Here is a 22,566-nt window from a genome sequence, read left to right as displayed (position 1 = left end):
ACTAAAAAGGTAGGTATATCATGGCAGAGCAATTTGCTAAAGCTTGGACAGGTTTTGCAGACGGTGAGTGGCAAAACGAAGTTAACGTTCGCGATTTCATCCAAAAGAACTATGCACCATATGAAGGTGATGAAGCATTCTTAGTTTCTGAAGGTACTGAAGCAACTAACAAGCTTTGGGCTAAAGTAATGGAAGGCATCAAACAGGAAAACGCAACTCACGCACCTGTTGATTTTGATACTGACGTTATCTCTACCATCACTGCTCACGATGCTGGTTACATCGAAAAAGACCTTGAAACTATCGTAGGTCTACAAACTGATGCTCCTCTAAAACGTGCTATCATCCCTAACGGTGGTGTACGTATGGTTGAAGGTTCTTGTAAAGCATACGATCGTCAACTTGATCCTATGATTTCAAAAATCTACTCTGAATACCGTAAAACACACAATGCTGGTGTTTTCGATATCTACACTCCAGACATCCTAAAATGTCGTAAATCAGGTGTTCTAACTGGTCTTCCAGATGCTTACGGTCGTGGCCGTATCATTGGTGATTACCGTCGCGTAGCACTTTACGGTATTGACTTCCTAATGAAAGACAAGCTTGCTCAATTTACGTCTCTACAAGAGCGTTTTGAGAAAGGCGAAGATCTAACAGCAACTATGCAACTTCGTGAAGAAATTGCAGAGCAACACCGTGCTCTAGGTCAAATCAAAGAAATGGCTGCGAAATACGGTTTCGATATTTCTAACCCTGCAACTACAGCTCAAGAAGCGGTTCAATGGACTTACTTCGGTTACCTAGCTGCTGTTAAATCACAAAATGGTGCTGCAATGTCTCTAGGTCGTACTTCGACTTTCCTAGACATCTACATCCAACGTGATATCGATGCTGGTCTTCTAACTGAAGAACAAGCTCAAGAAATGATCGACCACTTCGTAATGAAGCTACGTATGGTTCGTTTCCTACGTACTCCTGAATACGATGAACTATTCTCTGGTGACCCAATCTGGGCTACAGAATCTATGGGTGGTATGGGTCTTGACGGTCGTACACTAGTTACACGTACTAACTTCCGTTTCCTAAACAGCCTATACACAATGGGTCCTTCTCCAGAGCCAAACATCACTGTTCTTTGGTCTGAGCAACTACCTGACGGCTTCAAACGTTTCTGTGCGAAAGTATCTATCGATACTTCTTCTATCCAGTACGAAAATGATGACCTAATGCGTCCTGACCTACAATCTGATGACTACGCAATCGCTTGTTGTGTATCTCCAATGGTTGTTGGTAAGCAAATGCAATTCTTTGGTGCTCGTGCTAACCTTGCTAAAACTATGCTTTACGCAATCAACGGTGGTGTTGATGAGAAGCTGAAAATGCAAGTTGGTCCTAAAGAAGCGCCAATGACAGACGAAGTTCTTGATTACGCTAAAGTAATGGATCGTCTAGATCACTTCATGGATTGGTTAGCAACTCAATACGTTACAGCATTGAACTCTATCCACTACATGCACGACAAATACAGCTACGAAGCGTCTCTAATGGCTCTTCATGATCGTGACGTTCGTCGTACAATGGCTTGTGGTATCGCTGGTCTTTCTGTTGCAGCTGACTCACTATCTGCAATCAAGTTCGCTACAGTTAAACCTGTACGTGACGAAGACGGCATCGCTATCGATTTCGAAATCGAAGGTGATTACCCTAAATTTGGTAACAACGACCCACGCGTTGATGATATCGCATGTGAACTAGTTTCTACGTTTATGGGCAAAATCCGTAAACTGAAAATGTACCGTAACGCTATCCCAACTCAATCTATCCTTACTATTACATCTAACGTTGTATACGGTAAGAAAACTGGTAATACACCAGATGGTCGTCAAGCAGGTGCTCCTTTTGCTCCTGGTGCTAACCCAATGCACGGCCGTGATGAGAAAGGTGCTGTAGCATCTCTAACTTCAGTAGGTAAACTACCGTTTGCTGATGCACAAGATGGTATCTCTTACACATTCTCTATCGTACCTAACGCTCTAGGTAAAGACGATGACAACCGTCGTTCTAACCTTGCTGGCCTAATGGATGGTTACTTCCACCACGAAGCAAACATCGAAGGCGGTCAACACTTGAACGTTAACGTTCTTAACCGTGAAACTCTAGAAGACGCAGTTAAGCACCCAGAGAACTACCCACAACTAACTATCCGTGTATCGGGTTACGCTGTGCGTTTTAACTCTCTAACTACTGAACAACAAAAAGACGTAATCGCACGTACTTTCACTGAATCACTATAATTCAGCGTTAATTAAGTAGAATTAAGCCCTGCCATTTTGGTGGGGCTTTTTTATTACCTTAAATTAAAGTTTCTCTCCCCTTTCTCTTCTTCATTACTACTTAATTGACCGCTTTTGTAATAAAATAACCGCATAATTATAGTTCGGAGAAATGTCGTCATGTCTGTAGGTCGTATTCACTCTTTTGAAACATGTGGAACTGTTGATGGTCCTGGTATTCGCTTTATTGTTTTCTTACAAGGCTGCTTAATGCGTTGTATGTATTGCCACAACCGTGATACTTGGGATACACATGATGGTAAAGAAGTGACCGTTGCTGAATTGATTGAAGAAGCAAAAAGCTACCGTCACTTTATGAAAGCCTCAGGAGGCGGTATTACTTGTTCAGGTGGTGAAGCAATGCTACAACCTGAATTTGTACGTGATTTTTTCCGTGCAGCTCAAGCAGAAGGTATCCATACTTGTTTAGATACCAATGGGTATATTCGCAAACACACGGATGTAATTGATGAAGTTTTAGAAGCATCAGATCTTGTTATGCTTGATCTAAAACAGATGAAAGATGACATCCATAAAGAATTCATCGGTGTATCAAATACTCGAGTTCTTGATTTTGCACGTTATCTTCATAAGATTGGACAAAAAACATGGATCCGTTACGTTATTGTTCCTGGCTATACTGATGATGAAGAATCAGCACACCTTCTAGGTGATTTTATTAAAGATATGGATAACATTGAGAAAATAGAATTACTTCCATACCACAAATTAGGTGCTCATAAATGGGAAGCATTAGGTCATGACTACCCTCTTGAGGGCGTAAACCCTCCATCAAAAGAAACGATGGAAAAAATGGTCGAAATCCTAAGTCAATACCACAACAACGTAAAATATTAATTACGTCGTTCCCTTTTTAAGCAACACAAATGCCCGATCTTCGGGCATTTTTATTGGAAAAAATAATGTATCAATTAAGTTTTTCGCTACAAGAATTCCTATCTGAGTATTGGCAAAAAAAACCAGTGATCATCAAAGGTGGATTTGAGAACTTTCAAGATCCTGTTACTCCAGAAGAGCTAGCAGGACTGACCTTAGAAAACGACGTCGATTCTCGATTCATTTCTAACGCTAATAACGAATGGAAAGCAGAGCACGGCCCTTTATCTGAAGATCTTTATGAAACCCTTGGAGAGACCAATTGGTCTATTATCCTCCAAGCAGCTAATCACTGGCACGAAGGCGCAGCAGAATTGTTCAAGCCTTTTAAACAAATGCCCAATTGGTTATTTGATGACATCATGATCAGCTATTCAGTGCCTCATGGCGGTGTTGGTCCACATATTGATCAATATGATGTATTTATTATTCAAGGTCAGGGAAAGCGTCATTGGCGTGTTGGCGATATCGGTGAATATCAAGAAGAACATAGACATTCTGCATTGAAACAAATTACTGGATTTGAACCGATTATCGATCAAATTCTAGAGCCTGGTGACATTCTTTATATTCCACCAGGCTTCCCACATGATGGTTACGCCTTAGAGCCATCTATGAGTTATTCAGCAGGTTTTCGTTCTCCAAAAGAACAAGAGTTAATCAGTAATTTTGCTGACTTCATTATTGAGAATGAAAAAGGTGATGTTCATTATCATAACCCTGAACTCTCGACACAAAGTCATGGTAGCGAAATCACAACAAGAAGCTTTGAAGACTTAAAAGCCATGATGTTAAGCGCAATGTCAGATGAGCAAACGCTAAAGCAGTTTATGGGAGAGTACTTAAGTAACTCTCGTCATCATTTAAATATCATTCCAGATTCTGAAAAGTGGACAGCTGAAGAGTTGCTTAATTACTTACATTCAGGTCAAGCATTGATCAAAGTGGCAGGCGTCCGCTCGTTTTACCATGAAGTAGAATCATGTGAAGAAAACATGACTCTTTTTATTGATGGTGAAAGTTATGTTTTCCCATTAAAAATGAAAAATGATGTAGTTACATTATGTGAAGCTAATGAGATAACACAGAACAATATTGGACAACTTTTACTAGACCCTCATTCAGTCGCTAACTTACTTCAACTGGTAAATATCGGTTATTTTTACGCGGAATAAGTACAAAAAAAGCGCGATATAAATTGCCTATCGCGCTTAAGCCTGTCACAGGCTGAATTAAAATACATTTTTTAACCCATCATAAATATCATGATGGGTTTTTATTAGATATCTGCTACCGCCAAACACGATACAGCGTGTACATCATTACCTTTTAGTTCAGGCTTTGTTTCTGCACATGCATCTGTTGCTTGAGGACAACGTGTACGGAACACACATCCAGATGGTGGATTGATTGGAGATGGTAAATCCCCTTCTAGCATTTCAATCGTTTTTGCTCTTTCTAGCTTTGGATCAGGAATTGGAACTGCTGACATCAAGGCTTTTGTATAAGGGTGTTTAGGATTACTAAATAACGCGTCAGACTCACCAAGTTCAACTTCGTTACCTAAATACATAACTAGAACACGATCTGAAATATGCTTCACAACCGATAAATCGTGAGCAATAAAGACTAGACTTAAACCAAGTTCTTTTTGAAGTTCTTTAAGTAAATTTACTACCTGTGCTTGAATTGATACATCCAAAGCCGATACTGGCTCATCACAAATGATCATCTTTGGCTTTAAAATAAGTGCTCGTGCAATACCAATACGCTGGCATTGTCCACCAGAGAATTCATGAGGGTAGCGGTTGATTACGTTAGGTAACAAACCTACTTTTGCCATCATCTCTTTTACTCGATCCTTCACTTCATCTTTTGTTAGCTTTGGATAAAAAGTTTGTAATGGCTCAGCAATAATGTCACCTACTGTCATACGAGGGTTCAATGATGCCAAAGGATCTTGGAATATCATTTGTATTTCTTTGCGCTTTTGACGAAGTGGTTCATCTTCTAATTTAGTCAGATCTTCTCCTAACCAAACTACTTCACCATCTGTCGCCTCCACTAAACCAATAATGGCACGAGCAAAGGTTGATTTACCACAACCAGATTCACCAACGACACCCAGTGTTTCACCTTCATATAGACGAACATTAACACCATCAACCGCTTTTAAGTTTGCAGGTTTAGCCCAAGGCCATACTGATTTGGCTGCAATGCTAAAATGCACTTTAAGATTCTTTACATCTAGAATTAATTTTTTATCTACTGACATTACCACGTCTCCTGATCAGAAAAACAAGCACGTAAACGATCTTGACCAAATGGCAATAAGATCGGAGCTTCTTGCTTACAACGGTCCATGACACGATGACATCGTTCTTGATAAGGACAACCTGTAGGTAAACGGAGTAAATTAGGTGGATTACCAGGAATAGTCGGTAAGATTTCCCCTTCCGTATCTAAACGAGGAATCGCTTTTAATAACCCCTCAGCATAAGGGTGGCTTGGCTCGTAAAATATTTCATTTACTGTACCGTATTCCATTGTACGACCAGCATACATAACAAGCACTTTGTCACAAGAACCAGCAACAACACCAAGATCGTGAGTAATCATGATAATCGCTGTATTAAATTCACTTTTCAGCTCATTCAATAATTCCATTATTTGTGCTTGTACCGTTACATCTAACGCAGTCGTTGGTTCATCAGCAATAAGGAGTTTCGGACGACAAAGCAATGCCATCGCAATCATCACACGCTGGCGCATACCACCCGAAAATTCATGTGGGTACATCGTAATACGTTTACGCGCTTCTGGTATTTTAACTGCTTCTAACATTCGAACAGACTCTTCAAATGCTTCTGCTTTACCCATGCCTTTATGTAGCATGAGCACTTCCATTAATTGCTCACTTACTTTCATGTACGGATTAAGTGACGTCATTGGATCTTGGAAGATCATCGCCATTTGTTCAGCACGAATACTGTTTAGCTCTTTTTCTGGAAGGTTAAGGATCTCTTTTCCTTCAAACTTTGCGCTACCAGTAATAATACCGTTTTTAGCTAATAAACCCATTAAGGCAAATACAGTTTGTGATTTACCTGAACCTGATTCACCAACAATACCTAATGTCTCACCTTGTTTTAGTGAGAAGTTTAAATCATTTACTGCCGTTACATTACCATCTTGTGTGGTGAACTCTACTCGCAGATCTTTTACATCTAATAAACTCATAATTCTTTCCTGCTCAAATTTGTTTAATAATTAACTGTCCACACAGAGGATTATCTGTCTTTTGGATCCAGCGCATCACGTAAACCATCACCTACATAGTTAAAGCAGAACAAGGTAACGACCATAAATAAAGCTGGGAAAGTTAACTGCCAAATTGCCACTTCCATAGTTTGAGAACCTTCTTGAAGTAAGGCGCCCCAACTAGTCATCGGCTCTTGAACACCTAGACCAAGGAAAGATAGGAAAGATTCAGTTAGGATCATACTCGGGATAAGTAATGTTGAATAAACAGCAACAATACCTAGTACGTTTGGTACGATATGACGAGTGATAATGCCCCACTTACTCACACCGCACACGTGTGCTGCTTCAATAAACTCTTTACTACGTAAACTAAGTGTTTGACCACGAACAATACGAGCCATATCAAGCCAAGCAATTGCACCAATAGCAACAAAGATAAGCACGATATTACGCCCAAAAAATGTCACTAATACGATAACCAAAAACATAAAAGGAACAGCGTATAGAATTTCAATAAAACGCATCATAACTCGGTCAACTTTACCGCCAACAAAGCCTGATGTTGCGCCATAAAGCGTACCAATAAGTACAGCAACTAATGCACCTAAAATACCAACCATCAATGAAATTCGTCCGCCAACTAAAGTACGAACAAATAAATCACGACCTAAGCTGTCCGTTCCAAATAAGTGCGCCATACTTGGCCCTTGGTGCAACGCGTACCAATCCGTATCATCATAAGCATATTGACTGAACATCGGCAGAAAAATCACAGCCAAGGTCATCAAAGTAAGAATAAACAAACTGATCATTGCCGCTTTGTTTCGCATAAAGCGGATTCGTGCGTCTTGCCATAGACTGCGACCCTCAATCTCCAAACTTTCAGAGAACTTTTCGATCGCTTCTAAATTTTCTTTTTTCGTTAACATGCGTCCATTCCCTATTAATAACGAATTTTCGGGTCGATAATTGCTAGTAATACATCAACAATTGCGTTGAATAAGATAAATAGGAAACCAATCAGAATGGTTACCCCCATTACTAACGAATAATCACGGTTAAATGCAGCATTGACGAAAAGCTTACCAATTCCAGGTAAACCAAAAATCGTTTCAATAACAACAGAACCGGTAATAATGCCGACAAATGCTGGTCCCATATAAGAAACAACAGGTAACATTGCAGGCTTTAATGCATGTTTAATAATAATGTAGCGATAACTTAATCCCTTCGCACGAGCGGTTCGAATAAAGTTACTGTTTAATGTTTCAATCATGCTACCACGAGTAATACGAGCAAAAGTCGCAACATAAAGGAATGACATACCTAGAATTGGTAAGAACATGTATTTAAATGAGCCATCATGCCAGCCACCAGCAGGGAACCAGCCAAGCTCAATAGAAAAGAGATAAATCAGTGCAGGGGCCAATACAAAGGATGGCATCACCACCCCCACCATGGCGGTGGACATAATCGTATAATCAAGCCATGTATTTTGCCTTAATGCGGCTAAGGTACCGACAGTAACCCCAAGTATCACCGTAAAAATAAACGCAAAAAAACCAACTTTAGCTGACACTGGTAATGCCGCTTCAACCAATTCATTTACTGTATAATCTTGATATTTAAATGAAGGACCGAAATCACCTTGTAAGATATTACCAAGATAAGTTGTATATTGTTCAAATACCGGTTTATCTAAACCGTATTTTGCATTGATATTCGCCATAACTTCCGGAGGAAGTGGACGTTCTGTTGAAAATGGATTGCCAGGTGCAAATCTCATTAAGAAAAAAGAAATGGTGATCAAAACCAACATTGTTGGAATTGCTTCAAGTATCCGTTTGATAATGAATTGAAACATAATTCACTCTTCCAGTCTGTGACAAAAAATATTAAAAGATGGATCTAGCCACTACACGCGATCCTGCGTGTAGTGACATTTTTTATAGTTTTATTTTGCTAAATTACTTAGCTTTGATATATAGGTCTTTCGAGTAGATTTTTTCTTCCGCATTGCCCGTTGGGAAGCCACCTACTTGTGGAGATAATAGACGAGATTTGACATACTGATAGATAGGAGCAATCGGCATATCTTTAGCTAGAAGTTTCTCAGCTTCCAGATAGATAGCATTACGCTCTTCTTCAGAAGTTGATGCTAGGGCTTTTTCAATTAATGCATCATACTCTGCACTACCGTAGTGTTGACCACCAGTCGTGTTCTTACTTACCATTAATGTTAGGAATGCTGACGCTTCGTTATAATCGCCACACCAACCCGCACGAGCCACTTCAAACTGACCTTGATCTTTAGAATCTAGGTATGTTTTCCACTCTTGGTTTTCTAAAACAACTTCAAGCCCAAGTGTCTTTTTCCACATAGAACCAGCCGCAACTGCGATCTTCTTATGGTTTTCAGACGTGTTGTATAGCAGTGTAAATTTAAGTGGATTCTCAGGACCAAAGCCTGCTTCTGTTAATAAACGTTTTGCTTCTGCATTACGCTCATCTTGGGTCATTTTGCCATAAGCAGGAAGTTCAGGATTAAAGCCAGCAGTAATTTCAGGTGTTAAGAAATAAGCTGGTTTTTGGCCTTGACCTAGAATTACGTCTGAAACAATAGAGCGGTCAATAGCGTAAGAAATCGCTTTACGCACACGAACATCATCAAATGGCTTTTTCTTAGTATTAAACGAGTAGTAGTAAGTACATAAGCTACCTACAACAGAAACTGAATCCGGTTCTTCTTTTTGTAGACGTTTAAAGTGTTCAACTGGAAGTTCATTAGTAAAGTCTAATTCTCCAGATAAGAAGCGGTTCATTTCTGAAACCTGATTTTCGATAGGTAGGAACGTAACCTTAGTTAATTTAGTATCTTTGTTGTCCCAGTATTGTTCATTACGAACAAGCTCTAAACGTTCATTTACAACCCAGTTATTAACAACGAATGCACCATTACCTACGAAGTTGCCAGGTTTAGTCCATTGGTCACCAAATTTTTCAATTGTTGCCTTATGAACAGGCTTCACTGTCGTGTGGCCCATCATTTTTACAAAATAAGGAACAGCAGTATCAAGTTGAACTTCTAGAGTATGAGCATCAATCGCTTTAACACCAAGTTCACTCTTATCTTTTTTACCAGCAACAATGTCTTTTGCATTTGCCATCTTAGTATATTCCATATACCAAGAGTATGGTGATGCTGTCATTGGATCCACTGCTCTTTGGAAACTGTATACAAAATCATCAGCAGTTACAGGATCACCATTTGACCATTTAGCATCTTTACGTAAATGGAATACAAATTTTTTGTTATCTGTTGTTTCCCAACGTTCAGCAACACCCGGGATCGTATTACCATCAGCATCCTGATTTACAAGACCTTCTAATAGATCACGGATAACGTGAGATTCAGGAACACCTTGAGATTTATGAGGGTCTAAAGTCGCAACCTCAGTACCATTACCACGAACCAACTCTTGTACATCTGCATATACGACTTCAGTTGATTCAGGCTTTTCAGCAGGTTTCGTTTGTTTGACAGGTTGCTCTGCGGTTTTGTCTCCACAGCCAGCAAGTGCTAGTGACAGGCCACCAAGCAAAATAGCTTGTGTAATTTTATTCTTATACATGCATTAACTCCAATACATTCAATTTGCATCCATGACATTCTTCGGGCAAAACGACTCGCCAATCATTTAAATCTAAAAAACGTTAAATACGCCTAAAAAAGATTAAATCCTTCGAAGAATTGTGGGCAACATTATCAATCATTGAAGTAATTTGCCACATTTTTGTCACAAAACACCCGATAATTTTTAAAATCATCACAAATAACCGAATAATTAACCAGATTATTTATCCTTTATGGATTGAACGAATACAAAGCTTAATAAAGGTAGAATCCCCTACTATTTTGTCTAGTTTCTCATCAATAAACCACATATTAACCCAACAATTTCATAACAAAAAAATATAATATCGATGGAATTTCAAGCAAAAAAACCTTAAAAACTAAATTCAAAGCGCAAATAAACATCTATTTTTATAAAGCAATAAAAAAATGACATTCTTTAGGGCAGTCCAACATTCTTTTTTTGTAATTGCATTTAAAACATGTGAATACCTAAGGTTGATGCCAAACTAAACACTTCTTCTGGAAATTTATAAATTATAAACAAAGATAATATGGATGCTGAAATTTCAGCAGTAATCCAACTTGGATTAATTTATCAAGGACGTTATTTATGTTTAAAAAGAAACTTGGACTGTGCTCAGCAGCCATAACTCTTGCTCTTTCTACCCCAACTTTTGCGGCAGCACCAGGGCAAGCGATCATCTCTTGGATGGAAACTGATTTTTCTATTATTGAGATCGATCAAGCAGCCACCTCATACAAAAGTCTGGTAACAGTAAAAGATTTTGCTGAAGTTCCTGTTACATGGGATCGTTGGTCTGGCGAGCCTGCTGAAAAATGGCGTGTGCTATTAAATGGTGTTGTTGTTCATGAAGAAAGTGTTTCTCCTGCGGCTTCACAAAAAGCGTCAACAACTCTACAGGTTCGTCAAGGCGGTCAGTATGAAATGACGGTGCAGCTTTGTAATGGTTCTGGTGCAGCAGAAGAATGTAGTACAAGTGCTGCAAAATCAATTGTTGTAGCAGATACGGATGGTAGTCACTTAGATCCTTTACCAATGAATGTCGATCCTGCAAATGGCAATTACACCACACCTGCGGGTATGGTTTCAGGCGCCTATTTTGTTGAATGGGGTGTTTATGGACGTAAATTTGCTGTAGACCAAATCCCCGCGCAAAACTTAACTCATATACTTTATGGTTTCATTCCAATTTGTGGCCCTAACCCATCATTAGGTGAGATTGAAAATGGAAACAGCCTAGCAGCTCTTAACCGTGCGTGTGCAGGTACTCCTGATTACGAAGTAGTTATTCATGATCCATGGGCAGCGGTTCAAATGCCACAACCACAATCTGGTCACGTTCATAGTACTCCTTATAAAGGAACTTACGGCCAAATGATGGCACTTAAGCAACGCTATCCAGACCTAAAAATTGTTCCATCGATTGGTGGCTGGACTCTATCTGACCCTTTCTACGATTTTGTTGATAAATCAAAACGAAACATTTTCGTTGCTTCAGTTAAAAAGTTTCTTAAAACATGGAAGTTTTATGATGGTGTAGATATTGACTGGGAATTCCCTGGTGGCGACGGTGCAAGTGCTACTGGTGGTGACCCTGTAAATGACGGCCCTGCTTATGTTGCATTAATGCAAGAATTAAGAGCTATGCTTGATGAATTAAGTGCTGAAACAGGAAAAACCTATGAATTAACATCAGCAATTGGTGCTGGTTATGACAAAATTGAAGATGTTGATTATGCCGCTGCATCGCAGTACATGGATTACATCTTTGCAATGACATACGATTTTTACGGTGGTTGGAATAATGTTGTTGGTCATCAAACGGCACTAAACTGTGGATCTCATATGTCTCAAGGTGAATGTGACGGTACTGGTCTTGATGATAAAGGTGAACCGAGAAAAGGACCTGCATACACAACAAGTAATGCGATCGATTTGTTATTAGCTCAAGGTGTTGATGCTAAGAAACTGGTTGTTGGTGCTGCTATGTATGCACGTGGTTGGACAGGTGTTACACGCGAAAGTATGACAGATCCAACAAATCCTATGACAGGTGTTGGTAACGGTAAAGTCGCGGGTTCTTGGGAAGCTGGCGTTATCGATTATAAAGATGTGGTAACTCGCTACGTAGATAAAGCTGGTGTTGAGGTTGGTTATGATGAAGTAGCTCAAGCCGCTTACGCTTATGATCCAAGCAATGGTGATTTAGTTACTTATGACAATAAAAGATCGATTTTAGCTAAAGGGGACTATGTTCGTTCATTAGGCTTAGGCGGTCTATTTGCATGGGAAATCGATGCTGATAATGGTGACATTCTAAATGCAATGCAAGAAGGTCTTGCTGGTGATGGTACAGTTACGCCTCCTGCAAACAAAAAACCTGTCGCTAATGCTGGTGTAGATGTTTCAGTTATTGCACCTGCATCTGTACAACTTGATGGTTCATTATCCTCGGATAGCGATGGTTCGATTGTTTCTTATGCATGGACACAAGTTTCTGGACCAAATGTAACATTAAGTGGCGCAGACTCTGTTAACCCAAGCTTTGCTACTGATACTTTTACTCAATCTGAAACACTTCAATTCACACTAAAAGTAACAGACGATAAAGGTGCAACTGCATCTGATTCAGTCGCAGTATCAGTAACCGTTGAAGGAACAGAACCGGTAAATAACCCACCAGTTGCCGTTATTGTTGCTCCAACATCAGTAAATAAAGGCGATGTGGTTACGCTTGATGCATCCACATCAACTGATGCAGACAGTGATCCATTAACATTCACATGGGTCGTTCCAACAGGTGTTGATGCTACTGTTGTTGGTTCTAAAGTTACCTTTACAGCGGCCTCTTACCCTGTTGACACACCTTTTGCTTTCTCTGTAACAGCAAATGATGGTCAAGCATCAAACACAGCAAGTGTTACTATTACTGTACTTAAAGATGCTGGTGAGCCACCAGTAACTTGTGATAACGCATGGGATGCTTCAACAGTCTATAATGGTGGTGACCAAGTTTCTCAAGCTGGTAAAGTATGGGAAGCGAAATGGTGGACAAAAGGTGATGAACCATCAAAATCTAGCGAATGGGGAGTATGGAAAGAGGTAGGTATTTCTACTTGTAACTAATCCTTTTCATTTAAAAATAAAAAGACCAAGTTCATTTGTCTGAGCTTGGTCTTTCTTTTCAAATCGTACAAGCTAATGAAGTAAACTCTATTTACCTAATGCTTCTTTGTAATGACGTCGACAAACAGAAACATACAATTCATTACCACCGATAGCAACTTGATCACCATCCGCAATGGCTACGCCATGTTCATCCGTACGGATCACCATGTTGGCTTTACGGCCACAGTGACAAATGGTTTTTAGTTCAACCAGTTTATCAGCCCAAGAAAGTAAATACTTACTACCTTCAAATAATTCACCTAAAAAGTCAGTTCTCAATCCGTAACAAAGCGCTGGAATATTTAATTTATCAACGACTTCTGTCAGTTGATATACTTGTTCTTTCGTTAAAAACTGACATTCATCAATTAAAACACAGTGAAGTTTTTCTGCTTCATGCAGCTCTTTAATTGCATCGAATACATTCGTTTCTTTATTAAACAAGTGTGCTTCTGCATGTAAACCAATTCGAGAACTTACTTTACCAACACCATAACGATCATCAATCGCTGCTGTAAAAATAGCAGGATTCATACCGCGTTCTTGATAATTAAATGATGATTGAAGAAGTGTTGTTGATTTCCCCGCATTCATTGCAGAGTAATAAAAATACATTTGTGCCACAAATGTGTCCTCTATTAAAGTTTAAAAATTTGGTAATAAAAAAGGCTGGAAATACCAGCCCTTTATATAAAACTGTTTGTATTACTTACGACGCCACGTTGTTCCTTCTGGGCCATCTTCTAATACAATATTTAATGCAGCAATCGCATCACGAGCGGCATCTGCTGCTGCCCAATCTTTTGCTGCACGAGCATCATTACGCGCTTTAATTAACGCTTCGATTTCCGCAACATCATCATTGCTGCTTCCACCTTGTAAGAATGCTTCAGGCTCTTGTGATAATAAACCCAATACATCTGCTAGTTCACGCATCAAAGCACCTAATTTAGACGCAGTGTCTAAATTTTCAGTTTTAAGACGGTTCACTTCGCGAGCCATTTCAAATAATACTGAATACGCTTCTGGTGTATTAAAATCATCATTCATCGCTGTAGAGAAGCGACCAACAAACTCTTCACCACCAGCAGGAGTCACTGATAAATCAAGACCACGTAGTGATGTGTATAAACGTTCTAGTGATGCACGAGCTTGATTTAGATTCTCTTCACTGTAGTTTAATTGGCTACGGTAGTGGCCAGACATTAAGAAGTAACGAACCGTTTCTGAATCGTAATGAGCAAGAACATCACGAATAGTAAAGAAATTACCTAACGACTTAGACATTTTCTCACGATCAACCATCACCATTCCACTGTGCATCCAAGTGTTTACGTATGGTGTATCATGTGCACAGCAAGATTGAGCAATTTCATTTTCATGGTGTGGGAACATTAGATCAGAACCACCACCATGAATATCGAAATGATCACCTAGAATAGATGAGTTCATCGCAGAACATTCAATGTGCCAACCTGGACGGCCTGGTCCCCATGGAGATTCCCATGTTGGTTCACCTGGTTTTGACATTTTCCATAAAACGAAATCCATACCACTACGTTTTACACTTGCTTCTTCTAATGTAACACGAGAGCCTGCTTGAAGTTGTTCAAGATCTTGGCGAGAAAGACGACCATATTCATCGTATTTTTTCACTTCAAACATAACATCGCCATTCGATGCAACATAAGCAAAACCACGCTCAATTAATAGCTCAACTAATGCAACGATTTCTTTAATGTACTCTGTTGCACGAGGCTCTACATCTGGGCGTTTCATGTTTAACGCATCAAAATCAGCATGCATGTCAGCAATCAAACGCTCTGTTAATGCATCACATGTTTCGCCATTTTCAGCGGCACGTTTAATGATTTTGTCATCAATATCTGTGATGTTACGAACGAAAGTTAAGTCGTAACCAAGAAAACGTAAATAACGAGAAATCACATCAAAAGAGACAAATGTACGACCGTGGCCGATATGACACAAATCGTAAATGGTAACCCCACACACATACATACCGACTTTACCTTCGGTAATTGGCTTAAATTCTTCTTTTTGACGTGTAAGTGAGTTATATATTTTCAACATGCTCTTTTTTTACTCATTATTTGTTTAAAGGATATATATAAGCTATTAGACCTATATTAAGTGCTGATAGCAAGAAAATTCCCTGTAGATTCTGATTAATCTTAGGTAAAATCAAATTCTATTTAAATACAATTACAAAGGTAATTCCATGATCATCCTACATACATCATTTGGTGACATCACAGTTAAACTTCACGAAGACAAAGCACCAGCAACTTGTGCTAACTTCCTACAATACTGTAAAGATGGTTTCTACGACAACACTCTTTTCCACCGTGTAATTGATGGTTTTATGGTTCAAGGTGGCGGCATGACTTCAGGTCTTGAAGAAAAAACTGGCCGTGCAACTATCAAAAACGAAGCAAACAATGGCCTAAGCAACAAAGTAGGTACATTAGCGATGGCTCGTACTATGGAACCGCATTCTGCAAGTTCTCAATTCTTCATCAACGTTAACGACAACAAATTCCTAGATTTCAAATCTGAATCTCTAGATGGTTGGGGTTACTGTGTGTTTGCTGAAGTTGTTGAAGGCATGGACGTTGTAAACAAAATCAAAGGTGTTGCTACGGGCAACTACGGTTACGTACACCAAGATGTTCCTGTTGAAGAAGTATTCATCACAGGCACAACAATCACAGAATAATTCTGTTTTTTTGCCAGCTTTATTCGAAGCTGGCATTTTCTCATTACCAATAAAGTATTTATGACTATCTTATTTATTTCTGATCTTCACTTATCCCCTCTTCGCCCTGACATCACTGATTGTTTTATTGATTTTATGCAGAATGAAGCCATACATGCTGAAAAACTCTACGTATTAGGTGATTTATTTGAGTTTTGGATTGGTGATGATGATAATTCTCCATTTAATGTTTTAGTTAAAAATGAATTTAAAGCATTAACGAAAAAAGGAGTCAAATGTTACTTTATTCAAGGTAATAGAGACTTCCTGCTTAATAAACGCTTTTGTAAAGAAACGGGAGTTGAGCTTTTAGATGATCACACGGTTATCGACCTTGATGGTGAAAAAGTCCTTATTATGCACGGTGATACCTTGTGCATTGATGATATAAAATATCAAGAATTTAGAACCAAAGTGCACAAACCATGGCTTCAATGGGTATTCAACCGAATTCCACTTTTCATTCGCCAGCGTATAGTAAAAAACGTTCAGGATAAGATTAAAGAGAAAAAACAGACTAAAACGCTATGCATCATGGATGTTACTCAAAGTGAAGTTGAACGTGTCATGCAAGAAGAAGGAGTTCAACGTCTTATTCATGGACATACTCACCGACCAGATACACATACCTTTATTAGCAATGATAAAGAGATGACTCGCATAGTATTAGGCGACTGGTATAGCCAAGGTTCGATCCTTGAATATTCAGATAAAGTCTACTCACTTCACAAAAAAGAGTTTAAATAATTATTTTTAATCGTTTGCCTTTAAATGTCTCAAACAAGAAACATAGTTTTTTTACTGTAAAGCGTTTATTATGAGCGCAGTTCCGATTCAACACGCTGTAGAGAAAAGTTGTTATGTACACATATGTTGCTCGTCAACCAATCTTAGACCTAAGTAAAAATACGATTGGTTACGAATTATTATTTCGAGACGGTCCAAAAAACACTTTTCCACTTGTTGAAGCAGAAGAAGCAACGAGCCGACTCTTATCTGATCATTTTTTAAGCTCGTACTGCAATGCAACAAATGATAAATTAGGTTTTGTTAATTTTCCTCAACAAAGCCTACTAAATCTGGTTCCTACGCTTTTTAACCCTGATAACTTAGTGGTTGAAATACTGGAAGACTGTATTCCAAGCCCTGAATTATTAGTAGCGATTAAACGCCTTGCAAAACTAGGTTACAAACTTGCTCTTGATGATTTTGAGCCAAACCCAGACTGGACCCCTTTTCTACCGTACATTGATATCATCAAGTTTGATATGCGTACAATGCCAATCCTGAAAGCAAAACTATTCATTCGTCATTGTGAAAAATACAATATTAAATTTTTAGCTGAGAAAGTAGAAACTTACGAAGAATTTGAGCAAGCAAAAGATGCTGGTTTTACTTATTTCCAAGGCTATTTTTTCAGTAAGCCTGAAATGCTTCAGCAACGAGCAATTCAACCAAATCAACTTGCAATTATTCAGTTGTATCAAGAGATCTCTGCACCTAGTGTTGATTTCAACACCGTAGAAAAATACATCACTCAAGATGTTTCACTTTCTTATAAACTGCTTCGCTTTGTTAATTCATCTTCGATTATTGACAAGCCGATCACTTCTTTTAAACAAGCATTAGTCTATTTAGGTGAAACTAAGCTTCGCCAATTTGTATCATTAGTCGCTGTGGCTCATGCAACCCAACACAAACCGCAATCTCTATACACCTTATCAATCCACCGTGCTAGATTATGTGAGTTAATCGTAACTAAAACGGATATTGAATTAGAGCCAAGCCAAGCTTTTTTAGTTGGTCTGTTTTCTTTACTTGAGCCTTTACTAGATCAACCGCTTGAAACACTCATTCAGCATTTACCTATTTCTATTGAAATAAAACAAGCACTGACTGAGCGTAAAGGATTATTAGGAAAGCTGATATTAGCCATCGAAAGCTATGAAAAAGCAGATTGGAGTATCGTTGCGGAATGCTGTCGAGTTCTAAATATTACAGAAAAAGAATTTACCGCTTGTTATAAAGAATCTGCCAAATGGGTAGATGAGATAGCAAAATAGAGACGTCTGAATATGTCAAAACCAAATCATTGCCCTTGCGGTACAAAAAAAAATTATTCTGTTTGTTGTGAGCCTATTCATAACAATCATTTACTAGCAATAACTCCTGAACTTTTAATGCGTTCTCGTTACAGTGCCCATGTTAAAGAATTAGTGCAGTATATTATTGATACCTACCACCCTTCTTGTAATGCGGAAGAGTTTAGAGAAGGTATTATTGACTCTGTTGAGTTGGATTGGCGTAAACTTAAAGTTATCTCTTCTTCATTATCAAAAGAAAATACTAATGAAGGTTTTGTGACATTTAAAGCGACCTATTCAGAAGATGGCCAACTGCATCAATTGAAAGAATGCTCTCGCTTTGTCAAAGAAGATGGAAAATGGTTCTATATTGATGGCGATGTGAAATAAAAGACATAAAAAAACGAGAGCCTTTGCTCTCGTTTTTATTTTCAATGCTAATTTCTCAAATTAGAATTTTTTCGATATTAACGCAGCACCTGCAATAATACCTACACCAAGCAACATAATAGCGCCTTTACCACTATCAAATCCTGATGAAATCCCCATAAATGCAACAATTGCGATTGCTACAGGGATGATAAACTTAACTAAAACATACCATAGACCGAACAATGGGAATTTAACTTCACCACCGTTTGTTATCTCATCTTCCAGATCTTCTCGTTTCAATCTCCAACCCGCAAAGATACATACCAACATACCACCAACAGCTAAGAAGATCTTATCAGTTAACAAGTCAAAGATATCAAAAGCACCAGTATCAAATAATGTTGGTCCTACGCCACCTAAAGATAGAGAAGCAAAAATACATAAAATAGCCATTACCGAACTTGCTGCAATCACCGCTTTAACTCGTGACAGTCCTTTTTCATCAATTAAGTACGCCACAACAACTTCTAATAGAGAAACAGAAGATGTCAGTGCTGCAACACTTAAACCAATAAAGAACATAAGAGCTAAAAGAAGACCAATAATGCCCCCCATTTCAGCAAATAGTTGAGGCACAACTACAAATACAAGACCTGGGCCTGCTGTTGGGGCCATACCAAATGCAAACATTGCTGGGAACATTGCTACACCAGCAAGGATTGCGACACCGGTATCCATTGCTGTAACCATTGCTGTTGTTTGTACTAGATTTTCTTTTTTCTTCAAATAAGAACCGTACGTCATCATACAACCCATACCTAAAGATAATGAGAAGAAGGCTTGACCTAAAGCAGCCAAAATAACGTTACTATCAATTTTAGAAAAATCAGGACTAAATAAAAACTCAAGACCCGCCATTGAACCTGGAAGCATTAATCCTTTTACAGAAACAATAATCAGGATAATGAAAAGCAGTGGCATTAAGATTTTACCTGCTTTCTCGATCCCACCAGAAATACCTTTCATTACAATGACAATATTTAAAAACAGATAAAAAGCCATCCACATTAACGGTTGGATTGGATCAGAAATAAATCCACCAAAACTATCACCAATCGCTTCTGGAGCGCTTAATAATCCCGTGCCAACTTTGGCGATGTAAGCAATCGCCCATCCACCAACTACAGGGTAGAAACCCATGATCAATAGACCACTTGTTACACCGATAACACCAGCAAAGGTCCAACGGCGATCAGTAGATTTAAAAGCACCTACGGCTGATTTTTGTGTTCGACGACCAATAGCAAACTCAGTCAACATCACACTAAAACCGATAAAAATAACGAAGAACAGATAGATAGCAACAAATGCACCACCACCATTATCTCCTGCTGTATATGGAAATTTCCAAATATTACCCAAACCAACAGCTGATCCTGCTGCTGCCATGACAAACCCTAATTTTGAACCCCAATTGTCGCGGGGCTTTGTAGAAGCGCTCATACCCACGTTTATCTCCAAACTATCCATGCTGTGTTAATAAATTTACGCCAAAAAAGTTGTGTACATATTTTTGTACATTCTAAAAATTTGGAATGGCGTACCATCAATTGCAAGTAAAACAGTTTAAGAATAAAATTGGAACCCCACAGTTGCATTTTTTTAACATATGACACCTTTTTGTGCCTTATGTGTTTACAATTTCATCAATAATTTTTATTTTGTAAATTTTTGCATTCCTATCTACTCTTTTCTTATCACTCCTGATTTAATAGAGATCCTCTTACTTTTTTCACTGATAGAGCGCTAATGGATAAATTTTATCAAGCACTTACGATTGTTAGCTTCGTTTTATATTGGCTTCTTGTAGCCGGCGTAACAATTCGTGTTGTTTTCAAACCAAGACCCGTAGGCGTATCATTAGCTTGGCTTATGATTATTTACATTCTTCCTGTTATTGGGGTCATGGCTTATTTTTTAATTGGTGAGCTTAACTTAGGTCGAACTCGTGGTGAACGTGCACGAGCTATGTTTACACCTTATGAACAATGGTTCGCACAAATTCACCATTGCCAATATCACCAACCACACTCGATTTCCCATCGAATCTCAGCAATTCACAATTTATGCTCTAATCGACTCGGGATCCCAGCATTAAGTGGCGATACACTCTCGCTATTAAATACCCCTTCAGAAATTCTCAATGCGATTATTTCTGATATAGAAAAAGCCGAACATGAAATAAATATGGAGTTTTATATTTGGCATCACGGTGGGTTGGCTGACAGCGTTGCCAGTGCATTAATTGGAGCAGCAAAACGAGGCGTAACAGTCAATGTATTGCTTGACTCTGCAGGTAGTATGGATTTCTTTAAAAGCCACTGGCCTAAATTACTCAAACAATCAGGTGTCAACATTGTAGAAGCACTAAGTGTTAGTCCATTTCGTATGTTCTTTCGACGCTTAGATTTACGCTTACATCGTAAAATTGTTGTGATTGATAACCGTATCGCTTATACCGGCTCAATGAACCTAGTTGATCCACAGTATTTCAAACAAAACTCAGGTGTTGGCCAATGGATTGACGTAATGGTTCGCCTTACAGGACCTAATGTCGCTATTTTAAATACTATTCATGCGTGGGATTGGGAAGTTGAAACGGGTATTCGCGAGCTACCTCATTTACCGGAATGCCCTGCCTCTATTGACCCATTTAATCATACAACTCAAGTGGTTCCTTCTGGCCCAGGTATGCCGGATGACATTATTCAGCAAGTGCTTATTACTGCTATTTGCCAAGCAAGAAAATCCATTACCATCACCACTCCGTATTTTGTACCTAGTGAGATTTTATTGCACACCTTAAGAACCACAGCACACCGTGGCGTTGAAGTGAAACTCATATTGCCTAAGAAGAATGACTCATTAATGGTGAATTGGGCATCAAAATCTTTTTTTGAAACCCTCTTAAAAGCCGGAGTTCAAATACATGAATTTAATGGTGGTTTATTACATACAAAATCAGTCGTGATTGATGAAAGCCATTGTATTATTGGAACCGTAAACTTAGATATGCGCAGCTTCTGGCTCAACTTTGAAGTAAGTTTGATCGTCGATGATCCTGAGTTTACAAAACAATTATCATGGGTTTTAGATGGCTACCTAGAGCAATCAACTCAAGTCTGTTTTGATACATGGCGTCATAGAAGTTGGGGAAACCGCTTTACCGAACGATTCTTCTCCATGTTCAGCCCATTACTCTAAAAACACATAAGAAAAAACCAGTGACTTCTTTACAAAGATCACTGGCTTTTTAATGTTTACTTTATTGTGGTATTTAACAAGATGGCTGTATTTAACGAATTCCGCTTAAAAACTCATGTCTTGTTGCTGGATTTCTCTTAAAGATCCCACCAAGTGCAGTCGTTGTTGTACTACTTGTTGCATCCATTATGCCACGAGATTTAACGCAATAGTGCGTCGCTTCCATAGTAATCGCTACATCGTCGCTACCTAATAAGGTTTGTAAAGCCACAAGTATTTGTTGAGTCATGCGTTCTTGTACTTGTGGACGCTGAGCGAAAAATCGAACAATGCGGTTAATTTTAGATAATCCGATGATCTTTCCACGAGGAATATAAGCAACCGTCGCTTTACCATCAATGGTCACTAAGTGATGTTCGCAAGTACTGGTTAACGTAATATCATTAACACGCACCATCTCATCACAGTTCATCTTATTTTCAATCACTGTAATTTTAGGGAAATTGGCATAATCTAACCCAGAGAAAATCTCGTCCACATACATTTTTGCAATACGGTGTGGCGTTTCTTCTAAACTATCATCACTAAGATCAAGACTTAATAGGGTTAGGATCTCACGCATATGCTCTTCAATGCGCTCTTTTTTCTCTTCTCGACTAACACCATTTTCTTTCATTGGCGTCTCAAGACCACGTGCAACAAGGGCATCACGCACTAATATGGCTGATTCACTAAGTGATGACATC

18 protein-coding genes are annotated in these 22,566 nt (G+C 38.8%); 9 read left to right on the top strand and 9 right to left on the bottom strand.

The window, feature by feature from the left end; all coding sequences use genetic code 11:
* Positions 1–20: 20 nt before the first annotated feature.
* From pflB to HC728_RS08910, 3 genes are all read left to right on the top strand, one after another.
* Entirely contained in the window at positions 21–2,297 is a 2,277-nt protein-coding gene (pflB, locus tag HC728_RS08920) for a formate C-acetyltransferase (protein WP_005419853.1), read from the top strand.
* A 159-nt stretch (positions 2,298–2,456) separates the two neighbouring features.
* Entirely contained in the window at positions 2,457–3,194 is a 738-nt protein-coding gene (gene pflA / locus HC728_RS08915; RefSeq protein ID WP_005419854.1) for a pyruvate formate lyase 1-activating protein, read from the top strand.
* A gap of 65 nt (positions 3,195–3,259) precedes the next feature.
* On the top strand, positions 3,260–4,408 hold the full coding sequence (locus tag HC728_RS08910; protein ID WP_190395328.1) for a cupin domain-containing protein: 1,149 nt from the start codon (positions 3,260–3,262) through the stop codon (positions 4,406–4,408).
* A 104-nt stretch (positions 4,409–4,512) separates the two neighbouring features.
* On the opposite strand, the gene oppF is transcribed toward HC728_RS08910, so the two are convergent.
* The 5 genes from oppF to HC728_RS08885 form a co-directional block, all read right to left on the bottom strand.
* Positions 4,513–5,508, bottom strand: coding sequence for a murein tripeptide/oligopeptide ABC transporter ATP binding protein OppF (gene oppF / locus HC728_RS08905; protein ID WP_063661541.1), 996 nt, complete (start codon positions 5,506–5,508; stop codon positions 4,513–4,515).
* Positions 5,508–6,473: an ABC transporter ATP-binding protein gene (locus HC728_RS08900; protein WP_005419857.1), complete on the bottom strand. Its 966-nt coding sequence runs from the start codon at positions 6,471–6,473 to the stop codon at positions 5,508–5,510. Before HC728_RS08900 ends, oppF begins: the two co-directional genes overlap by 1 nt.
* A 50-nt stretch (positions 6,474–6,523) precedes the next feature.
* Positions 6,524–7,426 (bottom strand): oligopeptide ABC transporter permease OppC, encoded by a 903-nt coding sequence (gene oppC / locus HC728_RS08895; protein WP_012533085.1) that lies wholly within the window; start codon positions 7,424–7,426, stop codon positions 6,524–6,526.
* Between the two features lie 14 nt (positions 7,427–7,440).
* Positions 7,441–8,361: an oligopeptide ABC transporter permease OppB gene (gene oppB / locus HC728_RS08890; protein WP_005419859.1), complete on the bottom strand. Its 921-nt coding sequence runs from the start codon at positions 8,359–8,361 to the stop codon at positions 7,441–7,443.
* A 103-nt stretch (positions 8,362–8,464) separates the two neighbouring features.
* Positions 8,465–10,129, bottom strand: coding sequence for an ABC transporter substrate-binding protein (locus tag HC728_RS08885; RefSeq protein WP_190395327.1), 1,665 nt, complete (start codon positions 10,127–10,129; stop codon positions 8,465–8,467).
* Positions 10,130–10,744: 615 nt separating this feature from the next.
* Here HC728_RS08885 and HC728_RS08880 point away from each other — a divergent pair.
* Positions 10,745–13,282, top strand: coding sequence for a glycosyl hydrolase family 18 protein (locus HC728_RS08880; protein WP_190395326.1), 2,538 nt, complete (start codon positions 10,745–10,747; stop codon positions 13,280–13,282).
* An 87-nt stretch (positions 13,283–13,369) separates the two neighbouring features.
* On the opposite strand, the gene HC728_RS08875 is transcribed toward HC728_RS08880, so the two are convergent.
* Complete coding sequence (locus tag HC728_RS08875; RefSeq protein ID WP_011262167.1) at positions 13,370–13,948, bottom strand: thymidine kinase; 579 nt, start codon at positions 13,946–13,948, stop codon at positions 13,370–13,372.
* An 81-nt stretch (positions 13,949–14,029) separates the two neighbouring features.
* Complete coding sequence (gene cysS / locus HC728_RS08870) at positions 14,030–15,415, bottom strand: cysteine--tRNA ligase (protein WP_190395325.1); 1,386 nt, start codon at positions 15,413–15,415, stop codon at positions 14,030–14,032.
* A gap of 148 nt (positions 15,416–15,563) precedes the next feature.
* On the opposite strand from cysS, the gene HC728_RS08865 reads away from it, so the two are divergent.
* From HC728_RS08865 to HC728_RS08850, 4 genes are all read left to right on the top strand, one after another.
* On the top strand, positions 15,564–16,061 hold the full coding sequence (locus tag HC728_RS08865; protein WP_005419869.1) for a peptidylprolyl isomerase: 498 nt from the start codon (positions 15,564–15,566) through the stop codon (positions 16,059–16,061).
* Between the two features lie 60 nt (positions 16,062–16,121).
* On the top strand, positions 16,122–16,847 hold the full coding sequence (lpxH, locus tag HC728_RS08860; RefSeq protein ID WP_190395324.1) for a UDP-2,3-diacylglucosamine diphosphatase: 726 nt from the start codon (positions 16,122–16,124) through the stop codon (positions 16,845–16,847).
* Positions 16,848–16,960: 113 nt separating this feature from the next.
* Complete coding sequence (locus tag HC728_RS08855; RefSeq protein WP_017019756.1) at positions 16,961–18,163, top strand: EAL and HDOD domain-containing protein; 1,203 nt, start codon at positions 16,961–16,963, stop codon at positions 18,161–18,163.
* A gap of 12 nt (positions 18,164–18,175) precedes the next feature.
* A complete protein-coding gene (locus tag HC728_RS08850) occupies positions 18,176–18,574 on the top strand; it encodes a YchJ family protein (protein ID WP_190395323.1) in 399 nt (132 codons plus the stop codon).
* A gap of 60 nt (positions 18,575–18,634) precedes the next feature.
* On the opposite strand, the gene HC728_RS08845 is transcribed toward HC728_RS08850, so the two are convergent.
* A complete protein-coding gene (locus HC728_RS08845; protein ID WP_065598088.1) occupies positions 18,635–20,059 on the bottom strand; it encodes a sodium-dependent transporter in 1,425 nt (474 codons plus the stop codon).
* A gap of 306 nt (positions 20,060–20,365) precedes the next feature.
* Between HC728_RS08845 and cls the strand changes: the two genes are divergently transcribed.
* A complete protein-coding gene (cls, locus tag HC728_RS08840; RefSeq protein WP_005419878.1) occupies positions 20,366–21,820 on the top strand; it encodes a cardiolipin synthase in 1,455 nt (484 codons plus the stop codon).
* Between the two features lie 91 nt (positions 21,821–21,911).
* Here cls and folE read toward each other — a convergent pair whose 3' ends face one another.
* The gene (gene folE / locus HC728_RS08835; protein WP_190395322.1) at positions 21,912–22,565 is read right to left on the bottom strand and encodes a GTP cyclohydrolase I FolE; all 654 of its coding nucleotides are present in this window, start codon (positions 22,563–22,565) and stop codon (positions 21,912–21,914) included.
* Position 22,566: the final 1 nt, after the last annotated feature.

It is taken from the genome of Aliivibrio sp. S10_S31 (genome assembly GCF_014694495.1).
In the GTDB taxonomy this organism is placed as follows: Bacteria; Pseudomonadota; Gammaproteobacteria; order Enterobacterales; family Vibrionaceae; genus Aliivibrio; species Aliivibrio fischeri.
Note: the sequence above shows the minus strand (reverse complement) of the source record. Positions and strands in the feature narration are given on the sequence as shown.

What these genes read in the sequence shown, in the direction of transcription:
- pflB (WP_005419853.1), top strand. Translation starts at nt 21, where the DNA reads ATGGCAGAGCAATTTGCTAAAGCTTGGACAGGTTTTGCAGACGGTGAG.
- pflA (WP_005419854.1), top strand. Translation starts at nt 2,457, where the DNA reads ATGTCTGTAGGTCGTATTCACTCTTTTGAAACATGTGGAACTGTTGAT.
- oppF (WP_063661541.1), bottom strand. Translation starts at nt 5,508, where the DNA reads ATGTCAGTAGATAAAAAATTAATTCTAGATGTAAAGAATCTTAAAGTG.
- folE (WP_190395322.1), bottom strand. Translation starts at nt 22,565, where the DNA reads ATGTCATCACTTAGTGAATCAGCCATATTAGTGCGTGATGCCCTTGTT.
- HC728_RS08845 (WP_065598088.1), bottom strand. Translation starts at nt 20,059, where the DNA reads ATGAGCGCTTCTACAAAGCCCCGCGACAATTGGGGTTCAAAATTAGGG.
- HC728_RS08880 (WP_190395326.1), top strand. Translation starts at nt 10,745, where the DNA reads ATGTTTAAAAAGAAACTTGGACTGTGCTCAGCAGCCATAACTCTTGCT.
- HC728_RS08850 (WP_190395323.1), top strand. Translation starts at nt 18,176, where the DNA reads ATGTCAAAACCAAATCATTGCCCTTGCGGTACAAAAAAAAATTATTCT.
- HC728_RS08885 (WP_190395327.1), bottom strand. Translation starts at nt 10,129, where the DNA reads ATGTATAAGAATAAAATTACACAAGCTATTTTGCTTGGTGGCCTGTCA.
- cls (WP_005419878.1), top strand. Translation starts at nt 20,366, where the DNA reads ATGGATAAATTTTATCAAGCACTTACGATTGTTAGCTTCGTTTTATAT.
- HC728_RS08855 (WP_017019756.1), top strand. Translation starts at nt 16,961, where the DNA reads ATGTACACATATGTTGCTCGTCAACCAATCTTAGACCTAAGTAAAAAT.
- lpxH (WP_190395324.1), top strand. Translation starts at nt 16,122, where the DNA reads ATGACTATCTTATTTATTTCTGATCTTCACTTATCCCCTCTTCGCCCT.
- HC728_RS08900 (WP_005419857.1), bottom strand. Translation starts at nt 6,473, where the DNA reads ATGAGTTTATTAGATGTAAAAGATCTGCGAGTAGAGTTCACCACACAA.
- HC728_RS08865 (WP_005419869.1), top strand. Translation starts at nt 15,564, where the DNA reads ATGATCATCCTACATACATCATTTGGTGACATCACAGTTAAACTTCAC.
- oppB (WP_005419859.1), bottom strand. Translation starts at nt 8,361, where the DNA reads ATGTTTCAATTCATTATCAAACGGATACTTGAAGCAATTCCAACAATG.
- cysS (WP_190395325.1), bottom strand. Translation starts at nt 15,415, where the DNA reads ATGTTGAAAATATATAACTCACTTACACGTCAAAAAGAAGAATTTAAG.
- HC728_RS08910 (WP_190395328.1), top strand. Translation starts at nt 3,260, where the DNA reads ATGTATCAATTAAGTTTTTCGCTACAAGAATTCCTATCTGAGTATTGG.
- oppC (WP_012533085.1), bottom strand. Translation starts at nt 7,426, where the DNA reads ATGTTAACGAAAAAAGAAAATTTAGAAGCGATCGAAAAGTTCTCTGAA.